This window comes from Parafrankia sp. BMG5.11, assembly GCF_004337455.1.
Genome location: NZ_SJXI01000088.1, coordinates 94,945 through 113,735 on the forward strand (window position 1 = coordinate 94,945; position 18,791 = coordinate 113,735).

Annotated in this window: 16 protein-coding genes and 1 pseudogene; 10 read left to right on the forward strand and 7 right to left on the reverse strand. The window is 69.8% G+C overall.

What is annotated here, in order from left to right; genetic code table 11:
* Positions 1 to 123: 123 nt before the first annotated feature.
* From E0504_RS42505 to E0504_RS42530, 6 genes are all read left to right on the forward strand, one after another.
* Positions 124 to 2,817, forward strand: a complete 2,694-nt coding sequence (locus E0504_RS42505; protein ID WP_131627185.1) for a sensor histidine kinase KdpD — start codon at positions 124 to 126, stop codon at positions 2,815 to 2,817.
* 142 nt (positions 2,818 to 2,959) lie between these two features.
* The gene (locus E0504_RS42510) at positions 2,960 to 4,219 is read left to right on the forward strand and encodes a cytochrome P450 (RefSeq protein ID WP_131627187.1); all 1,260 of its coding nucleotides are present in this window, start codon (positions 2,960 to 2,962) and stop codon (positions 4,217 to 4,219) included.
* A gap of 220 nt (positions 4,220 to 4,439) precedes the next feature.
* Entirely contained in the window at positions 4,440 to 5,726 is a 1,287-nt protein-coding gene (locus tag E0504_RS42515) for a cytochrome P450 (RefSeq protein WP_112107001.1), read from the forward strand.
* A complete protein-coding gene (locus tag E0504_RS42520) occupies positions 5,723 to 6,463 on the forward strand; it encodes an SDR family NAD(P)-dependent oxidoreductase (RefSeq protein WP_112107000.1) in 741 nt (246 codons plus the stop codon). Before E0504_RS42515 ends, E0504_RS42520 begins: the two co-directional genes overlap by 4 nt.
* 60 nt (positions 6,464 to 6,523) lie before the next feature.
* A complete protein-coding gene (locus E0504_RS42525; protein WP_071059920.1) occupies positions 6,524 to 7,135 on the forward strand; it encodes a TetR/AcrR family transcriptional regulator in 612 nt (203 codons plus the stop codon).
* A gap of 210 nt (positions 7,136 to 7,345) precedes the next feature.
* A complete protein-coding gene (locus E0504_RS42530) occupies positions 7,346 to 8,608 on the forward strand; it encodes an ABC transporter substrate-binding protein (protein ID WP_112106999.1) in 1,263 nt (420 codons plus the stop codon).
* A 22-nt stretch (positions 8,609 to 8,630) separates the two neighbouring features.
* Here the strand turns inward: E0504_RS42530 and E0504_RS42535 are convergent, their stop codons facing one another.
* Positions 8,631 to 9,236: a TlpA disulfide reductase family protein gene (locus E0504_RS42535; RefSeq protein WP_243657869.1), complete on the reverse strand. Its 606-nt coding sequence runs from the start codon at positions 9,234 to 9,236 to the stop codon at positions 8,631 to 8,633.
* A gap of 249 nt (positions 9,237 to 9,485) precedes the next feature.
* On the opposite strand from E0504_RS42535, the gene E0504_RS42540 reads away from it, so the two are divergent.
* Positions 9,486 to 10,037: a DUF1003 domain-containing protein gene (locus tag E0504_RS42540; protein ID WP_112106998.1), complete on the forward strand. Its 552-nt coding sequence runs from the start codon at positions 9,486 to 9,488 to the stop codon at positions 10,035 to 10,037.
* Positions 10,038 to 10,246: 209 nt separating this feature from the next.
* On the opposite strand, the gene E0504_RS42545 is transcribed toward E0504_RS42540, so the two are convergent.
* The 3 genes from E0504_RS42545 to E0504_RS42555 all read right to left on the reverse strand — a co-directional run bounded on the left by E0504_RS42545 (position 10,247) and on the right by E0504_RS42555 (position 12,704).
* A complete protein-coding gene (locus E0504_RS42545; RefSeq protein WP_235014170.1) occupies positions 10,247 to 11,569 on the reverse strand; it encodes a condensation domain-containing protein in 1,323 nt (440 codons plus the stop codon).
* A gap of 481 nt (positions 11,570 to 12,050) precedes the next feature.
* Positions 12,051 to 12,323 carry a hypothetical protein gene (locus E0504_RS42550; RefSeq protein ID WP_112106996.1) on the reverse strand — a complete coding sequence of 91 codons (273 nt, stop codon included), beginning with the start codon at positions 12,321 to 12,323 and terminating at the stop codon, positions 12,051 to 12,053.
* 126 nt (positions 12,324 to 12,449) lie between these two features.
* Complete coding sequence (locus tag E0504_RS42555; RefSeq protein ID WP_131627189.1) at positions 12,450 to 12,704, reverse strand: hypothetical protein; 255 nt, start codon at positions 12,702 to 12,704, stop codon at positions 12,450 to 12,452.
* 270 nt (positions 12,705 to 12,974) lie between these two features.
* On the opposite strand from E0504_RS42555, the gene E0504_RS42560 reads away from it, so the two are divergent.
* The 3 genes from E0504_RS42560 (at position 12,975) to E0504_RS42570 (ending at position 15,035) form a co-directional block, all read left to right on the forward strand.
* Positions 12,975 to 13,520 (forward strand): choice-of-anchor K domain-containing protein, encoded by a 546-nt coding sequence (locus tag E0504_RS42560; protein ID WP_112106995.1) that lies wholly within the window; start codon positions 12,975 to 12,977, stop codon positions 13,518 to 13,520.
* Between the two features lie 319 nt (positions 13,521 to 13,839).
* Positions 13,840 to 14,283 carry a YdeI/OmpD-associated family protein gene (locus tag E0504_RS42565; protein WP_160144294.1) on the forward strand — a complete coding sequence of 148 codons (444 nt, stop codon included), beginning with the start codon at positions 13,840 to 13,842 and terminating at the stop codon, positions 14,281 to 14,283.
* A gap of 176 nt (positions 14,284 to 14,459) precedes the next feature.
* Positions 14,460 to 15,035, forward strand: coding sequence for a TetR/AcrR family transcriptional regulator (locus E0504_RS42570; protein ID WP_020458241.1), 576 nt, complete (start codon positions 14,460 to 14,462; stop codon positions 15,033 to 15,035).
* A 176-nt stretch (positions 15,036 to 15,211) separates the two neighbouring features.
* On the opposite strand, the gene E0504_RS42575 is transcribed toward E0504_RS42570, so the two are convergent.
* The 3 genes and pseudogenes from E0504_RS42575 to E0504_RS42585 form a co-directional block, all read right to left on the reverse strand.
* The gene (locus E0504_RS42575; RefSeq protein ID WP_112106993.1) at positions 15,212 to 17,227 is read right to left on the reverse strand and encodes a molybdopterin-dependent oxidoreductase; all 2,016 of its coding nucleotides are present in this window, start codon (positions 17,225 to 17,227) and stop codon (positions 15,212 to 15,214) included.
* A gap of 43 nt (positions 17,228 to 17,270) precedes the next feature.
* Positions 17,271 to 17,604 (reverse strand): annotated as a pseudogene (locus E0504_RS42580) (radical SAM protein); the annotation flags it as partial.
* A 455-nt stretch (positions 17,605 to 18,059) separates the two neighbouring features.
* Positions 18,060 to 18,791 (reverse strand): zinc-binding dehydrogenase (locus E0504_RS42585; RefSeq protein WP_131627191.1); only part of this gene is annotated, 732 nt, incomplete at its 5' end.

An 18,791-nucleotide genomic window follows, 5' to 3' on the forward strand; every position in this document is an offset into this window, starting at 1 on the left:
TCACAGGTTTCTAACGGCGACGCGGCGCTTTCTAACAGGACAGTAACGGCGATCATGAGAAACGCCGGGCGGGGCCGCGCCGGAGCCTTTCGCCGACCCCCGCGCCGGCCGCACCATGGGTGGGTGCCACGAGGAACCCTGCGGATCTACCTGGGCGCCGCGCCGGGCGTCGGCAAGACCTACGCCGCGCTCGACGAGGCCCACCGCCGCTCCGAACGGGGCACCGACGTCGTCATCGGCTTCGTCGAGACGCACGGCCGCCCGCGCACGGCCGCGATGCTCCACGACCTGGAGATCGTCCCCCGCCGGACGCTGGCCTACCGGGGCGGCTCGTTCACCGAGATGGACCTCGACGCCGTCCTCGCCCGACACCCCAAGGTCGCCTTCGTCGACGAGCTGGCACACACCAACGTCCCGGGCAGCCGCCATGCCAAGCGGTGGCACGACGTCCAGGAGCTGCTCGCCGCCGGCATCGACGTCATCTCCACCGTCAACGTCCAGCACCTGGAGTCGCTCAACGACGTCGTCGGGACCATCACCGGCGTCCCGCAGCGCGAGACCGTGCCCGACGACGTCGTCCGCCGCGCCGACCAGGTCGAGCTCGTCGACATGGCCCCGGAGGCGCTGCGCCGCCGGATGGCGCACGGCAACGTCTACGGGCCCGAGAAGGTGGACGCGGCGCTGGCCAACTACTTCCGCGTCGGCAACCTCACCGCGCTGCGCGAGCTCGCCCTGCTCTGGCTGGCCGGCAAGGTCGACGACCAGCTCGACCGCTACCGCGCCGACCACGGCATCGGCGGGACGTGGGAGACCCGCGAGCGCGTCGTGGTCGCCCTCACCGGCGGCCCGGAGGGCGACACGCTGATCCGCCGGGCCTGCCGGATCGCCGCCCGGGGCAAGGGCGCCGACCTGCTCGCGGTGCACGTCGCCCGCTCCGACGGCCTCACCGGCGCCGACCCGTCCGCGCTGGCCCGCCAGCGGGCGCTGGTCGAGAGCCTCGGCGGCAGTTACCACCAGGTGATCGGCGACGACGTCCCCACCGCGCTGCTCGAGTTCGCCCGGGCCGAGAACGCCACCCAACTGGTGCTCGGCGCCAGCCGCCGCGGCCGCCTCGCCCGCATCCTCAGCCCCGGCATCGGCACGACCACCACAAGCCTGTCCGGCCCGATCGACGTCCACATGGTCACCCACTCCGAGGCGTGGGGGCACCGGCCGGCCCCGGCGGGCGGTGCGGACGCGGCGGCGCACCGGCCCGCCCGGCCTGGCTGGCCCGGCTGGCGGCTCCCCCGCGGTCGGACGGCCCTGGAACCCCGCCGGCGGATCATCGCCGCGGGGCTCACGCTGGCGCTCGTCCCGGCGCTCACCGCCGGGCTCGCCGCGAGCCGCGGCACGTTCAACCTGACCACGGAGATGCTCGCCTACCTGCTGATCGTGGTCACGGTGGCGCTGGTCGGCGGGTTCGGGCCCGCGCTGCTCTGCGCCGTCGCGAGCTCGCTGCTGCTCAACTACTACTTCACCGCGCCGGTGACCGAATGGACCATCGCCGACGGCGACAACGTGCTGGCGCTGCTCGGGTTCGTGCTCGTCGCCAGCCTGGTCAGCCGGGTGGTGTCCACCTCCGCCCGCCGCTACGAGCAGGCCGTGCGTGCCTCCGCCGAGGCCGCGACCCTCTCCGTGCTGGCCGGCAGTGTCCTGCGCGGCGAGGACGCGCTGCCCGCCCTGCTCGCCCGGGCCCGGGAGACGTTCGGGATGACCTCGGTGACGTTGCTCGAGCGCACCGACGACGACCAGGTCGGCGGGGGATGGAGCCCGGTCGCGACCATCGCCGGCACAGGTTCCGACAGCGCGAGCGGTGCCGGGCCGGGGGCCTCCCAGGCGGGCGACGGCGACGGCAGTGAGATCGTCGACATACCGGTACGGGACGATCTGCGGCTGGTGCTGACCGGGCGGTCGCTGCCCGCCGCCGACCGGCGGATCCTCACCGCCTTCGCCGCCCAGGCCGCCGTCGCCCTCGACCAGCACCGGCTGCGCGAGGCGGCGGCCGAGGCCGCACCGATCGCGGCGGCGGACAAGGTCCGCACCGCGCTGCTCACCGCCGTCAGCCACGACCTGCGGACCCCGCTGGCCGCGGCGAAGGCCGCGGTCAGCTGCCTGCGCGGGTACGACATCACCCTCACCGACGACGAGGAGGCCGAGCTGCTCGCCACCGCCGACGAGTCCCTCGACAAGCTGACCCGCCTGGTCGAGAACCTGCTCGACATGTCCCGCCTGCAGGCCGGTGCCCTGAGCGTCTTCCCCCGCGCCGTCGGACTCGACGACATCGTCCCCCCGGCGCTCGACGAGATCGGCCCGGCCGCGAACCGGATCGGCGTGCGGGTCCCCGACGACCTGCCGGACGTCCGGGCCGACCCGGTGCTGCTCGAGCGGGTCATCGTCAACCTCGTCACCAACGCACTGCGGTACGCCCCCGCCGACACCCCGCCGGTGATCACCGCCAGCGCGCTCGGGGACCGCGTCGAGCTGCGCGTCGTCGACAGCGGGCCCGGCATCCCGGTGCGCCAGCGCGACAACGTCTTCCAGCCGTTCCAGCGCCTCGGCGACCGGGACAACACCACCGGGGTCGGCCTCGGCCTCGCGCTCTCCCGCGGTCTGGCCGAGGCCATGGGCGGCGCCCTCACCCCCGACGAGACGCCCGGCGGCGGGCTCACCATGGTGCTGTCGCTGCCGGCCGCACCCAACCCGACCGCCGTGACCAACCCGATCACCGCACCGCTGAACGTCCCCACCGGCCCGGCCGCGGACGACCGGGCCGGGTGAGGCGGGCGCGGCACGCCGTGGAGCACCGCGGCGATGATCGCGCCGATGGCGGGACCGGCGGCCCGAGCGGAGCCCACAGGTCGCTGGCCACCAACCGGCCGTCCGAGGTGTGCGGAGCGGGCCGCCCGGGAACCGCAAAGGCGTGTCCCAGCTGACGACACAGCCGAACGCGGCGCGCCGCTCGCTGCCCGATCTGCTGCGCTGGCTCGACGAGCTGCGCCGGCGCGGCCAGGTCCACCGCGACGACCGGCAGCGGTGCTGGCACGTGCTCGGCCATCCCGAGGCGGGCGCCGTCCTCGCGGACCACCACTCGTTCTCCTCGGACCTGCGCGGCCTGCTGCCGCGGCAGGAGGACATGCCGGAGTACGACCTGCGGGAGGGCAGCTTTCAGGAGGACGTGGAGCTGTTCCAACGAGGCAACTTCGTCCGGCTCGACCCGCCCGAGCATCACCGGCTGCGCCGCCTGGCCAGCCGGGCGTTCACCCCGAGAACGGTCGCCGGGCTGGCCCCGCGCATCGCCGAGGTGACCACCGAGCTGCTCGACGCGACCGGCGGGCGGACCCGCCTCGAACTGATCGACGATCTCGCCTACCCGCTGCCGGTCATCGTGATCGCCGAGCTGCTCGGCCTCCCCGCCGCCGACCGCCCGATGTTCCGGCGCTGGGCCGACGCCCTGTTCGACCGGGAGGTCGCGGACCCGGAACAGCCGTTGACCGAGCTCGCCGCGGCGAGCACCCGAGCCGCCGTGCCCGTGCTGCGCGAGATGAACGCCTACCTGCTGGACCGTATCCGGGCCTGCCGCGCCCACCCGGGCGACGATCTCACCGGCCGCCTGGTCCAGGTCGAGGTCGACGGCCAGCGGCTGGCCGACGAGGAGATCGTCGGTTTCGTGGGCCTGCTGCTGCTGGCCGGGCACATCACGACCACGGCGACCCTCGGCAACGCCGTCCTGGCCCTGGACGAGCATCCCGGCGCGGCGGCCGAGCTGCGTGCCGAGCCGGAGCTGCTGCCGGCGACGATCGAGGAGGTCCTGCGGCTGCGGACCCCGTTCCCGCGGCTGGTGCGGCGGGCCGTCGCCGACACCCGGGTGGGTGATGAGGTCATCCCGGCCGGCGCGGTGGTGACGGTCTGGCTCACGGCGGCGAACCGCGACGAGCGGGTCTTCGCCGAGCCCGACCGGTTCGACCCGCGCCGCGCGCCGAACCCGCACATCGCCTTCGGGCAGGGCATCCACTTCTGTCTCGGCGCCCCGCTGGCGAGACTGGAGGCGAGGACGGCGCTGGGCATCCTGCTCGACCGGTACCCCGACATCGCGGTCGCCGCCGACGTCCCCGTCGAGCACCGCGACCCGTGGGCGATGGTCAGCTTCAACAGCCTGCCCCTGGACGTCCGCCCCCGCTGATCGCGGGCCGCCGCGGCGCTCTCCTCGGCACCGACTCGCCCCAGGTGAACGCCCGATCCGGCATTCCGCCGGACCTGCGACTTCAGCGCTGGGCCGAGCCTTCCACGGATACACACTTGCCGCCGCCGACCGGCGTGTGTTAGACATCTGCCCAAGACGTTTGAGCGACTGCCAAATACGCCGTGTGCCGTCCGCTCCCACCCTTTGGAAGGGACGCAGGTTGACCGACTGGACGACGACCGACTTCTTCAATGACGAGTCACTCGCCGAGAACCCGTACCCCTATTTCGACGAGCTGCGCTCGGTGTGCCCGGTGCTGCCTTTACCGCATCTCGGAGTGGTGGCGGTCACCGGTTACGACGAGGCGCACGAAGTTTACCGCGACGTCGAAACGTTCTCGTCGTGCAACTCGGTCGTGGGCCCGTTCGCGACATTCCCGGTCCCGTTGGAGGGCGACGAGGTCGGGGCCATCATCGACCGCCACCGCGACCAGCTGCCGATGAACGAGCACATGGTCACGATGGACCCCCCCATGCACACCCGCGAGCGGGCACTGGTCATGCGCATGCTCACCCCGAAACGTCTCCAGGAGAACGAGGCGTTCATCTGGCGTCTGGCCGACCAGCAGCTCGACGAGTTCATCGCGGACGGCCGGTGCGAGTTCATCCGGGCGTACGCACAGCCCTTCTCCATGCTGGCGGTGGCCGACGTCCTGGGCGTTCCGGAGTCCGACCACCAGCGGTTCCGCGAGGGATTCGGGCTGACCGTCAGCCCCGGCCAGATCGGCGCCGGCGAACAGACCGACGGCGAGCTGAACGCGCTCGGCTGGCTCGACGCCTGGTTCGCCCGCTACATCGAGAGCAGGCGGCACGAGCCGCGCAACGACGTGCTGACCCAGATGGCGGCGGCAACCTACCCGGACGGGACGACGCCCGAGGTGATCTCCGTGGTGCGGGCGGCCACCTTCCTGTTCGCCGCCGGGCAGGAGACGACGGCGCGCCTGCTCGGCGCCGCGCTGAAGTTCATCGCGGAGAACCCGGGCCTCCAGGAGGAGATCCGGGAGCACCGCGAGCGCATCCCGGACCTCATCGAGGAGACGCTGCGGGTCGAAAGCCCGGTGAAAGCCGACTTCCGCCTGGCCAGGCGGACGACGACCATCGGTGACGTCGAGGTGCCGGCGGGCACCCCGGTCATGCTCCTCAACGGCGCGGCCAATCGGGATCCGCGCCAGTTCGAATGCCCGGCGGAGTTCCGCATCTCCCGCCGCAACGTCCGCCAGCACATCGCCTTCGGACGCGGAATCCACTCCTGCCCCGGCGGCCCCCTCGCCCGCGTCGAGGGTCGCATCAGCCTGGAGCGGATCCTCGACCGGACCAGGGACATCCGGATCTCCGAGGAGCACCACGGCCCGCCGGACGCACGGCGCTTCGACTACGAACCGACCTGGATCCTGCGCGGCCTGACCAACCTGCACCTGGAGTTCACCTCCGTCGAGTCGGCCCGATGACCCGCGTCGCCGTCGTCACCGGCGGGGCGTCCGGTATCGGTCTCGGTGTGGCCCGACTGTTCCTCGCCGACGGCCACCGCGTCGCCGTCCTGGACCGCGACGGCCGGGCGGCCCGGGCGGCGGCCACCGAGCTCGCCGCCATAGGAAAAGTGTTGGCCGTCGAGGCCGACGTCGCCGACCGCGAATCCGTCGATGCCGCCTTCGAGCAGGTCCGCGCCCAGCTCGGGCCCGTGGAGATCCTGGTCACGAGCGCCGGCATCGAGTCCTTCAATCCGCTGCTCAGCATCACCGCGGACGTCTGGAACCGCATCATCGCCGTCAATCTCACCGGGACGTTCAGCTGCGTGCAGGCCGCCGTACCCGACATGATCGCCGCGGGCTGGGGCCGTATCGTCACGATCTCCTCGTCGAGCGCCCAGTCCGGCGCGCCGAACCTGGCGCACTACACCGCGTCCAAGGGTGGCGTCATCGCCCTCACGAAATCCCTGGCTGTCGAGCTCGCCGGCCACGGCATCACCGCCAACACCATCCCGCCGACCCTCGTCGACACTCCGATGGCCCGGCAGGGGGAAGCCAACGGCGACATCCCCGGCATCGACGTGGTCGCGACCATGGTGCCGCTCGGCCGTGCCGGCACCCCCCAGGACATCGCGGCGGCCTGTTCGTTCCTGTGCTCCGAGGGGGCCGACTACATCACCGGTCAGGTCATCGGCGTGAACGGTGGAATGTATATTTGATCTAAAATGTCGACAGGCCGGGTTCGCGACCAGCGGCCCCGGGTGGGATATGACAGGGAGATGGTCAGCCAACGCCAAGCTGGTTCAGCTACGTCGAGCACCCGCGACCAGCTGCTCGACGCGGCGGAGCAACTGATGCTGGAGGAGGGCTACGCCGCGGTCACCTCACGTCGCGTCGGCGCCCGGGCCGGGCTCACACCCCAGCTGGTGCACTATTACTTCCGCACAATGGACGATCTTTTTCTGGAGGTCTTCCGCCGCCGCGCGGACGTCGGCCTGGAGCTCTTCCGAGCGGCGCTCCAGAGCCGGCCCACGCTGCGGCAGCTGTGGGACCTACGCGACACGGGCATGACGACGCCCAGGTTCAATCTCGAGTTCATGGCGCTGGCCAACCACCGCAAGGCGATCCGGGTAGTCCTCACCGAGTACTACCGGAGCTACCGCGAGGTGCAGCTCGCGGCATTCACGGCCGCCCTGGCGGACCTCGGCGTCCCGCCGGAACGTTGCCCGCCGCTGGTGGCCCGACTGGTCATGATCGGCATCACCCAGATCATGGCGATCGACGCGGAGCTGGGCGTCGAGTCTGACGGCGAAGTTGTCGACGATTTCATCAGACGACAGATCGAAGACCTGGTCGAGCAGGGGCCGGAGCGGACCGACAGCGACACATAGCTCGTCCGCCGCGGGGGCCAGATGCCGGGCCTGGTCTGAGTCAAGTCCGTTGATTCAGAAAGGAACTGGCACTATGCGGTGTAGAACAATTTCGAGCACGACCGTTTTCGGTTGTGATCAGCGTCCCGCAGGTAATGCTCATCCTGGCGGTAGGCCTGGGTTCCAGGTCTCGAGGCGGCCGCGCTCGGTGCGGTTAGAGATCTTAGGCACGTGAGCCGGCCGTCTGCCGTCCGCCGACGGCACCGTCGCGCCGCCGCGGCGACAGCGGCGGCGGTCCTGCTGCTGGCGGGCGCCGGATGCGACTCCGGTCGCGCCCCGGACGCCGCCTCCGTGCCCTGTGCGACGCCGGGAGTCACCGACAGTCAGGTGCGAATCGGTCTGATCTATCCCGACACCGGCCCGCTGAGCTCGGTGTTCATGGCCGCCCGCAGTGGATTCGAGGCTCGCGTCGCTCTGGCGAACGCTGCCGGCGGTGTGCACGGCCGCATGATCAAGATCGTCTGGGTCGACGACGGAGGTAACCCTGCGACGAACGAGGTCGTCGCACGCAGGCTCGTGGAGCGTGACGGCGTCTTCGCCGTCGCCGAGCTCACGACGGCCGCCTCGGGCTCGGCCCGCTACCTGGCGGGTGCGGATGTCCCGGTCGTCGGCCTCGCCGCCGAGGCGGTGTGGAACGACTTCGACAACATGTTCGCACCCGACTACCTCTTTTCCTCCGGCGGCTTCGTGACCACCCTGGGCGAGTTCGCCCGAGCCCAGGGGGGAACCCGGGTGGCCGTGGTGGAACAGTCCCTGTCGGCGTCCTCGGAGGCGCTCAGCGACCAGGTGATCTCGAGCATGACCACTCGGGGCGTCACGCCGGTGGCGCGCCTCTCCTACACCGTGGGCCAGAGCTCCTCCGAGCAGGTGGTCGCCAGGATCGCGGAGAGCCAGGCCGACGTTCTCGTCGTCCAGACACCGATCGACGGCCTGCGCGAGATCCTGCGCGCGTCCCGAGCGGCCCACGTCGCCTACAAGGTGGTTCTGTCCGCGGTTGCATACGACAAGAGCCTTCTCGCCGACGCGGGAGTGGAACTGGCCGGCGCGACGGCGTTCTTCGACCACATATCCTGGGATTCGGACTCTCCCGACCTGGCGCGTTTCCGCGAGACGATGTTGCGATACGCATCGCAGACCTCGGATCCGGACCAGGTCACGGTCCTCAACTCCTACGTGGCGGCAGACATGCTGCTGCGCGGCCTGGCCGTCGCGGGCCCATGCCCGACCAGGGCCGGGTTCCACTCGAGGCTCCGGTCTGTCACAGATTACGATGCGGCCGGGCTCATGCCCGGTGGCCTCGACCTCAGCACCAACCGGGGAAGTCCGTCCACCTGCCTGACCTTCGCCGAGGTGAACGCGACGGGAACGGGCTACGAGGTCATTCCCGGTCCCGACGGCAGGCAGCAGTGGTGCGGCACCAGGCACAGGCTCTGACCGCCGGACACCCGGGGCGCGGCTACCTCTCGACAGCCAGCCGATCGAGGAGACCACCCAGGGACTCGGCGGTCACTCCGCCGACGACACGGGTGGCGATCCGTCCCCTGGCGTCGAGCACGAACGTCGTGGGCAGGCCGGGCACCCCCGGCCAGCGCGCGGCCAGTGTGCCGTAGCGGTCGATGATGTTGGGGTAGGCGACCTCGTTGTGGCGCACGAAGCCCTGCGCCACGGTGGCCGGCTCCTTCTCGTTCACGCCGACGAAGGCGACCTGCGGATACCTCCCCGCAAGCATGACCAGGGCCGGTGTCTCGGCCCGGCACTGCGGGCACCAGGACGCCCAGAAGTTGACCACGACGATCCGGCCACGCAGCGATGACAGCTCCAGGTTCTCGCCGGTGAGCGTCTGGCCGGTCATCACGGGCGACGGCTTGCGCTCACCTGGTGGAGTGAGGTCCTGATCGTCGGCCGACCGCACCGCCCAGCGGCCCTCCGCCGAGCCGTCCGCCGCGTCGGCACCGATCGAGCACCCGCTCGCTCCCAGGCCGGCCACCAGCGCAACCGCCGGCGGCACCAGCCGCCATGCCCATCGACGCATCGTCAGTTCGTCCCCGAGGATGTGCGCCACGTCTCCACCCCAGACCTCATCTACTACGAGTCGTAGAACTTCCACTTCGCACCTTAGACACCAGGGATGGACGCCGCGGCCGCCTTCCGGAATTCAGGCCATAGGACCTTGGATCGGGTACCTCGGCGAGAACCGAGGTCGGACAGGCGCACCCCGGCCGAGGGCGCACACCGATGAGTTCGTGCCGTCCGGACAGTCCTCGGAGATGAGACGCCGAGGGCAGCGGCACCGCAGGCGCAGGATTGGGGCGTGAGCACCCTTCCCGACCAGCCCGCAGCTCCCCGGCCCACAGCCCTCCCGCAGCCGCCGCATCCTCGGCCGCGCCCACATCCCCGGGTCCGCAACGAGCGGGCCCTGGCCGCTCGCGCACGGACGTCCCAGGACAGGGTCTCGGACGCGATCACGGCATTCGCCGGGTCAATGCCCTTCGTCTACCTGCACGCCGCGTGGTTCATGATCTGGATCCTCCTGAACAAGGGGGCGTTCGGGGACGCGGCCGTCTTCGACCCCTACCCGTTCGGCCTGCTCACGATGATCGTCAGCCTCGAAGCGATCTTCCTGTCGACGTTCGTGATGATCAGCCAGAACCGGCAGGCCGCGCGGGAGGACATCCGGGCTGATCTCGACTTCGAGACCAACCTCCGCTCCGAGGTGTGGTCGGTGCACATCGGCAAGGCGCTCGGACTGGACGCGGAGGCCATCGAGCGCCACGCAGCGGAGGTCATCGCCGAAAGCAAGGCCATGATCAGCCGCGGGGAGACGTCCTCGCGTCAGGTAACACCCCCGGCTCAGAGTCGGTAGGACCCCACCCACGCCATATCGCCGCGCGTAGGCCGACGCGGACCAGCTGGGCACCCCAGGCCGGCCACCATGCCAGTGGGCTCGGTCCCGACCCGTCCAGGTCGGCGCAACGCCAGAACCCGCCCTCCGTCGCCCCGATCCAGAGCTGCCCCGCGCGCACGCACACCGCGGGGTGCAGATTCCGCCGCGTGGTCGGTGCAGCTCTCGTCTTATATGGCCGACCCGATGCGGGTCAGCTCACCGAAGGCCGTCCGGAAAAGATTCGCGAACGCCGAGGCGGCTTCGCGCCCGAAGAGGTGCCGGTGATACCCGAAAGTAACGTGGATGTTGTTACCGTAACCGGCCACGCAGATAAGCAGCCCCTGGGGCATGCCGACGGTACCGGTGAAATAGACCGAGGATATCTTCGGCTCGTCGGAGCCCAGGCTGGAAAGCGAGCCGATGTTACTGACGGCGGCAGCGGGCGTGATGAGCGGGCGCGCCGCCCGCACCCCCCACCGCAGCAACGGGACTCGCCATGGGCCGGGAATCAACTCGGTCGCGACCATACCGACCTTGCCCGCCACACCCGCGATGGGAGGGGCGGCCGCCGCCTGCTTCGCGCGTTCCGTCTGGTCCACGACGCGGGCGGCCAGCCTCGCCAGATCCGCCCGGTCCGCCGGTTCGGTGACCACCAACGCCTGACCGGTGTTGTTGCCACCCACCTCGGCCGCGTTTCCCAGACTGATCGGCATCCTGATGCGCAGCGTTCCGGATTCCCCGCCGCGTTGACGATTCCACCGGTCGATGGTGAGGTGGGTCGCGGCCATCAGAAGATCATTCACGGTGATTCGCCGCCCGGAGCCGAGCAGCACTCGGCCGGGCACCGGCAGGGTCAACGGCTGATAGCCGTAACCGGTGTCCCGCCCGGTCCCCATGGGCGTGATGTGCCGGCCGGAGCGTCGGGTGAAGGCGGTCCAGCCGGCCACGGCCGCCTTCGCGCCCGGTGGCACCCCGGCGGGCAGCCCGACATGGGTGTCGACAGGCCCCGCGGTGACCGTGGCCGCTTCCACCAGCCGGTACTCGGCAATGATGTCGGACAAAATCGCGGTAAGACCCATGCCGTCGACCGCGAGGTGGTGCGCGACGAGGGAAAGCTGGTCGCCGTCCGGTCCACGGACCAACGCGATCCGCAGCGGTGGATGGGCATGCAGGTCGAAGCGGCCCGACACCATCATCTCATGGACGTCCCAGCCGCTACTTCCGTCTTCGACCAGCCCGACGGAGCCTGCCGGCGGTTCGGTGCCGAACCGCCACGCGTACTGGCGCGCGCCATAGAGGGCCGCCCGCATCATGGGATGCCGGCGACTCGCCTCACGCACGGCGCACCGAAGCCGCGCCGCATCCAGCTTGCCTTCGAACTGCACGAGAAAACCGCAGGTCAGCGGCGCATCTGGCCGATCGGAGGCGGCCAGGATCTGTTCGCTCGACGTGAGGAACCGGTCGGGAACAGGCCCCGGCGAACCGCCCTGACTCTGGACATCGACCTGCACTGACACCCGCCTTCTCGAAGTAGCCAGCACACGTTATATGCGTTGGGGGTTCAGGTTCTCCGATCATCCGACAGTGGACTTGTGACGTGGCTTTCCTCCAGGCACCTGCCGACGACCGATCACCGTCGGCGTTTCGCGCCAGCAGCGCCCATGATCAAGCAGTGTGAAAAGTTAGGCTATTTCACGGTGGTTCCAGCCTTGATGATCAGCACTATTCCAAAGACGCAGATGGGGTCATGTCCACGGATGCGGTCGACGCGCCGGTGAGGCGAACGGACGCCGGGATGACTGTCCTAGCCACGATAACGTCTGATGATTGATCGACCCCGGCCGCGAGCGACGAAGCGCCGGTGCGATCGGGGATCGCCTGCGCGGATGATCTCGAAGAAGCCCGCCGCAGCATTTCAGCCGCGCGAATCCCTCCTCGCGACAGAATCCGGCATGGCAGCTATACGAAAGATGGTGCGCCTGCGTGACCGGGTCAGTACTCGACGTGGGCGACCGGGGCATCGGGAGCGTGGACGACGGGGCCGTAGTGCTCGGCGAACAGCAGTTCCGCCTGCCCGTCGAGGGAGAGCAGCGTGCCCGCGTCGTCGTACAGCGCGATTCCCGGCCCGCCGTCCGCGAGGCGACTGGAGCTCATGGCCGCCTCGCGGGTGGCGAGCGCCCGCAACGCGGCTCCGACGGCCGGTGCGATCGCGCGGACGAACTTGACCTTCGCGGGCGTGAACGGCGCCCGGCTGCGATCGCGCATCAGGTCGACGACACCCCAGGTCGTTCCGCCGAGGCGGAAGGCGGCCCGCAGCTCGTCGCCGTAGCCCTGCGGGGCGATGAACTCGCGCCACCGGGTGCTGCGTGCGGGCTGGTCGTCGGTGACCGCTTACAACGTGGCCGCGCCCGCCTCCGACCGGGCGACGTCCCGGAACAGCAGCAGGTCCTCCACCCGGCACTCACGTTCCCAGTAGGACTCGCAGTGGCCGGACCCGACGTTCTCGATACGGCTCCGGCGTATACGGCCCGGACGTCGAGTGTCACCTTGGCCGGCGTGGGGGAACAACCCCTCGGCTGTAGGGGTCGGGACGGTCAGTCGGCGGACACCGTCACCGCCAGCACCGAGCAGCCTGCGCCGAAGCATGACCGTTCCAGCAGCACGCGCCACATCGCCATGAACCCGGCCACGACCTCGACCGCCAGATCAACACCGAATAGCAGGTCAGCCGCTACTTAACGCACCAGCCATGCCGTTCACCTGGCACTATTGATATTCTCCGCACCCGACCCCTTCCTCTGTGCAATGCTCTTGTGGTCGCGCGGAGGGATACGCTCCCGAATTCGACTCCCCGCACGACAGGGCACTCGTTCGGTGCAGCCGGGGGAACGGAGTAGTTCTACTGTGGGCACAGTCATGACCAATGGCACCTGGACGCGCGTCAGCGTGGACGATCTGCCGGGCCTGACGTTCAGCCAGGAGAGTGACAGCAAGAGCGAGGTCCGCTGGGGCGAACCCCTCGACGGCGGCAGCAAGAGCGGCTATGACTTCGAGGGTTACACCACCGATGCGCTCCTCGATGGCACGGACTTCCTGCTGGGCAGGCTCACCCACCACAACCAGACAATCCAGCTACCGACCCACTGGCAGTTCTGGGTGTACCTCACGGTCAACGTGTACTTCGAGGACGAGGAGATGGAGCACGACTTCACCCTGCGTTTCCGCCACGAGGAGACACCGAACCAGGGCGCGCACCCGAACGACGTGGTCCAGCTCCCGAAGGTCCACGAGAACGACCTGGTGTACGTCGACGACGTCGAGTACCGGGTGACGATCACCGGTTTCCTGCTGGGCCAGGGGTCACGGAGAAGGCGATTCTCCACCTTCGACGTCCCCGAGGGCGGTTCCATCAGCGCCGGGATCTTCGCGCGCTTCGAACGGACAAGCCCGCCCGGCTCCTGAGCCGCGACACGGACCCCCGGTCGGACCCGACAACGGACACACCTACCGGATCTGGCCTTGAGGGACACCGGTGGCTATGATCCGCCGGCCGGGCCAAAGGGCCTGCGGGGGGCGTGTCTCGGAGAGGCGCGCAGCCAGGGGGCAAATCCATGGTATCTCTTCGAATGCTGCCCAGAAATCTGGTCCCGGCGGATGTCCTGAGCGAGGGCGCGCTCTGAGCAGTCATCGTCGGAGCACGCCGTCAGTTCGGTCGACGTTCCGCGCGGCCGAATCCGTCTCTCGCAAGGTCACGTGAGAGTGAATGGGTGAAAATGGTGACGTGACCACCCCGTGCCAGGCTGTCGCCCTACCGGCCGAGCTGGCCCACGCGCTCGACGCCACCGCCGAAGCCCGGGAGCAGTGGGCCCTGCAATCGGACGAGACGCGCCAGCTGTACGCGAGTTGGGTCGGGACGGCCGCTACTCACCGCAGCCGCCGGAGAAGAGCGGAACGGACGGCGAACTACGCGGCAACGGGTGTTTTGCATCGATCGGTGCAGCGACAGCGGGACCGCAGCATCGCCAGAGAGATGATCAGTGCTCTCTGGTTCTCGCTCGTTGGCAGCACCCTCGCCGGTGTCGTAATACTACTGGTGGACGGCCGCGTCAACTGGTATTCCGTGAGCATGCCGGCCCTCACGATCCTCGGTACAGCCGTCCAGAGGACGTGGCGCAATCGTCGCGCACCGGTCGCGCCCACCATGGGCAGCCTGACGAGGCCCTGATTGCCTCGCTGGCAGAGGAGCGGATCCGGGCGGGCGCGGATGGCATGTTCTGAGCGGTATTCCGGTTCACGCGAGGGCGCGGAGCCGGTGTGGCTTTGGCGGGTGGAAGATAGGCTTTCACTGGTTGGGCTGACCATCAGCCTCGTGATACCTGATTGGCGGGGCGTGGCGGTTTCGTGACAGTTCAACGGCGGGCGGGGGCGGCGCGGGAGCGAGTGCTGGCCGTTGCGTTGGAACTGTTCGCCCGGAACGGAGTCAGCGGTACGTCGATTCAGATGATCGCCGATGAGCTGGGTGTGACCAAGGCGGCCGTCTACTTCCAGTTCAACGCCAAGGAGGAGTTGCTCCGGGCGGTGGTCGCTCCGGCTCTCGAGGAGATGCGGAGGGTGACCGAGGCAGCCGAGGCCCGCCGCCGGCCGGCTGATCAGTTGTCCACCGCGCTGACGGGCGTGGTGGATATGATCATCAATAACAGCCGGCTGAACGCGGTCGTGTGGGCTGATCCCGCCGTGAGCCGCCTGACCCGGGAGGACCCGATTCTGCGGGATCTCGTGGCCAGGCTGGACCGGATCCTGGCCGGCCCGGACCCGGATGTCGAGGCGCTCGTGACCACTGTGATGGTCAGCGGAGGTCTGATGGCCGCGACGACGGATCCGCGGCTGGCCGACCTCGACAAGGACGTCCTTCGGCGCCAGCTGTTGAACACGGCGCGCCGCATGCTGGGCCTACGCGCCATCCGCACCCAGGTCTGAGGGCACATCGGCGTCCGCGGTTCGCATGGCCGCGCCGAGCGTGGGCAGCCTTTGCCGGCGCGAAAAACACCACCTTCCCCCTGGCGGGATCATCTCGCCCATGGCGGACAGCGGCCGGACTCGTGCGGCCGCTGTCCGAATTCCATCACCCGAGCGCGAGGCCGCACCCGGACCTCCTATGCCGGGTGGACACTCACCGGGATGCCGCAGTAGCGGACCATGCCGGTGACGATGTCGACCTGGCTCCTGTCCGTCAGCCGGTTGACGTTCGCCGACTGGTGGCCATGGGGTATCGAGACCGCTCCACGGCGGATGGTGCCGTCGACCTTCGCGATCCCGGTGATCTCGCCGCTGGTCGAGCGGACGGTCACCGGCTGGCTGTCGACCACGCCGGCCGCTGTCGCGTCGTCGGGATGCAGGATGATCTCGGGCTGTTCTCCGAGGTAGTCGAACTGGGAGTTCAGATGGCGCTTCTGGCGTCGTGGTGTGAGGACGAGCGGGGCGGGCGGCTGGAGCGCGGCCAGCTGGTCGACGAGCAGCCGGGGGGCGAGGCGCCATCCCCCCATCCGCTCGACGTGCCCGTCCACCCACGGCGCGGGAATCTCGCGGGGTACCTCGACCCAGCCTTCGGAGACGACCTCACCGAACGGGCGCCGGGCGTGGGCGGTGATCTCGGCGAGCAGGGTGTCGTCGGTGACCTGCCCGGATCTGCTGTCGGCGAGCTGGTAACCGAGGCGCTGTCCGAGTTCCGCGAGCACCCACCACACGGAACGCCGGTCCCCGACCGGTTCGACGACGGCAGGGGTGTGCTGGACGGCGACGCGCTGTATCAGGAAGTCCCACAGGCTCACGTCGGCCCGCTCCAGCTGGTCCTTGGTCGGCAGGACGTGGGTGGACAGGGCCGTCGTCTCGTTGCCGATGATCTCGATGGTGGCGAACAGCTCCAGGTCCCGCAGCGCGGGAACCAGCGTCTCGGTGTCGGGGAAGGCCGCGACGAGATGGCCGCCGAGATTGAGGACCGCCCGGATGTTGCCCGCGCGGATCTCGTCGGCCAGAACGGCACAGGGCCACTCGCCGAGAAAGGACTGTGTCTCCGGGCGGCTGCGCGGGCCCGGCCCGAACGAGCCTTCGGGCGGCGAGATCGGCAGCTTGAAGGCCTCCAGCTGGTTTTTGAAGCCGGGGTGGAACCATGCGCCGCCGGGCTGGTTCATCGACCCAGTGATGATCATTAGTGACCAGGCGAGCCACTGCGTGACGTTCGCGCTGGACGCCATGGTGACGCCGGTTCCGGTTTCGATCGCGACGCGCCCCGCTCGTCGCACGCCGGCGAGGAGCGCGGCCAGCTCGTCGGCGGAGACATCGGCGATTCGGGCGGCGTGCTCCAGAGTGAACGGCTCAACGGCGGCAGCCAGGATCTCGCCACCCTGGGTGTGACGGGAGAGCACCTCGCGGTCGGCGCCGTCGCGGAGGATCTCACGGACAAGGTAGGCGAGGACCGCGTAGTCGGTGCCGGGACGCGGCGCGAGATGGTGGCCGGCCAGGCGGGCGGTCTCGGTGTGACGGGGGTCGATGACCCACACCTCCGCCCGCTCCCGCAGCGCCCGTAAGGTGCCCGTGGGGTTCGGCATCGCGACGGTGTGCCCGTGGGACACCACCGGGTTGCTGCCGACGAAGAGGACGAACGAGGCGTTGTCGTAGTCGGGCCGGCCGCTGAGAGCCGGTGAACCGCCCACCAGATCCGCGGTCAGCACCTTGGCCGTTCCGTCGATGGTCATGGGACTGAACTTCGCCGGCGTGCCGATCGCGGCATGCAGGGCCTGCGCCATCCGGTAACCGGCGGCGTCCATGCCGATGCCGCTCCCGAAAAAGACACCGACCGACTCGGGCCCGTACCGCTCGATGATGTTTCGCAGCCGGGCGCCGAGATCGTCCAGGCACTCCTCCCACGTCGTCGGCCGCAGCTCCCCGTCGACCTTCATCAGCGGACGCTCGATGCGATCCGGATGATGGTGCATCTGTGGGAGTGACCGGCCCTTCGGACAGGTGTATCCCCGCGACAGTGGGTGGTCACGGTCGCCCCGTACCCGAACTACCTTGTCGCCAGCCGTCTCGACGAGGATGCCGCACACGGACGTGCAGATCCGGCAGAAGCTGCGGACCGTCCTCGTGTCGGTAACCGATATCTCCGTCATCGTCACCCTCCTGGTTCTGGCACCGGTTCACCAGCTCAGCTGCGGTGATCGCACGGAACCGGTCCGGCGAGGTCGTGTCGAGGGAGACGTTCACCCGGTCCAGGCCGGCCGACCAGCTTCGGCAGGCTGGCACGCAGCGTCGGCTCGCCGCCGGTGAGCCGGACCTCGGTCACCCCGAGCTGGCCCACCGCGATCCCGACCAGACGGACCACCTCGCCATCAGTGAGCGTGTCCGCGGTGGGCAGCCACTCCAGGCCGTCAGCCGGCATGCGGTAGGCGCATCTCAGGTTGCACCGGTCGGTAGGCGAGACACGCAGATCGGTCGAGATCCGCCCGAGCCTGTCGAGTAGACGCGCGCCTCCTAAGGCAGGCGTCACCGGAACCTCCGGAGGACGCTCCGGCCTTCAGACCTGGGAGGCATCCGGGTTACCCCGGAGCGGGGCCGTCTGAACATCGATTGATCCTCGTGGGCCGAGCGGCTCACGGCCTGGCGCGGCCGTCACCACTGGGAAGAGCCGACAGTTTTTGATCACCAGGTCGGCGCGCCGGGACCGGACGCCGACGTGACACTTCCAACCTGAGTGCGACTTAGCCTAGACGTGCGTCAAGGCTTTGCATAGACGAACGTCAAGGCCCACGGTCTTCGATCAAGCAGTCGACAACCTCGATCCGGATCTCGATGCGGTCCAGGTCGCCGTCCGCGGCGCGTTGCCCGTCCGGGGTCCTGTTGCGTCCGGTCACAGGTCGGAGGATAGCGGCGGCTTCGTCGCCGGCGGTGCGGTCACGCCCCTGTACGGGTGGCGGCCGGCGCCCGTCACGATGCCCACGGAGGTCACGGTTCGACCACCACCCGCAGCGCTCCGGCCTTGCGGTCGGCGGCGACCCGGAACGCCTCGACAGCGTCCTCAAGCGGGAACCGATGGGTTATCAGCGCGCGGGCGATCTCGGGACTGTCGGCGAGCATGGCCGCCGCGTCCTCCATCTCGCGCCCGTTCGCGTGCCGGCAGTAGCTCATCGAGGGGATGAGCCGGGCCTCACGGTGGAACAGCGGGGACCAGTTGACCTCCACCGTGCCCATGTGGAAGCCGACGACGACCACCGTCCCGCCCGGTGCCACGAGGTCGACGGCGCGGGCGAGGCTGGCCGACGTTCCCGCGGCCTCCACGACCACGTCGTACAGGCCCGTGGTCCCGACCTTGGCCCCGAGGCGCTCGCCGGCTTCGACCTGGTGCGGATGGCGTGCCTCGAGGTCCACCTCGGGAGCACCCTGGCGGCGCGCGCCGGCGGCGGCGAGCAGGCCGAGCGCACCTGCTCCCACGACAGCCAGCCGGGTGTCCGGACCGGTGCCGGCCAGCCGGAGGGCGTGCCAGGAGACCGACGCGGGCTCGACGAGCGAGGCGTCGCGGATGTCGAGACCGGGCGGCAGCGCGACGAGCCGCTGCGAGGGGACGCGGAACTGCTCGGCCATCCCGCCGTCCGCGCTGGAGCCCAGTGCCCGATGGATGTGGGTGGGGCACAGGTTGTACCGGCCGTCCAGACACAGGTCGCATTCCATGCACCCGTA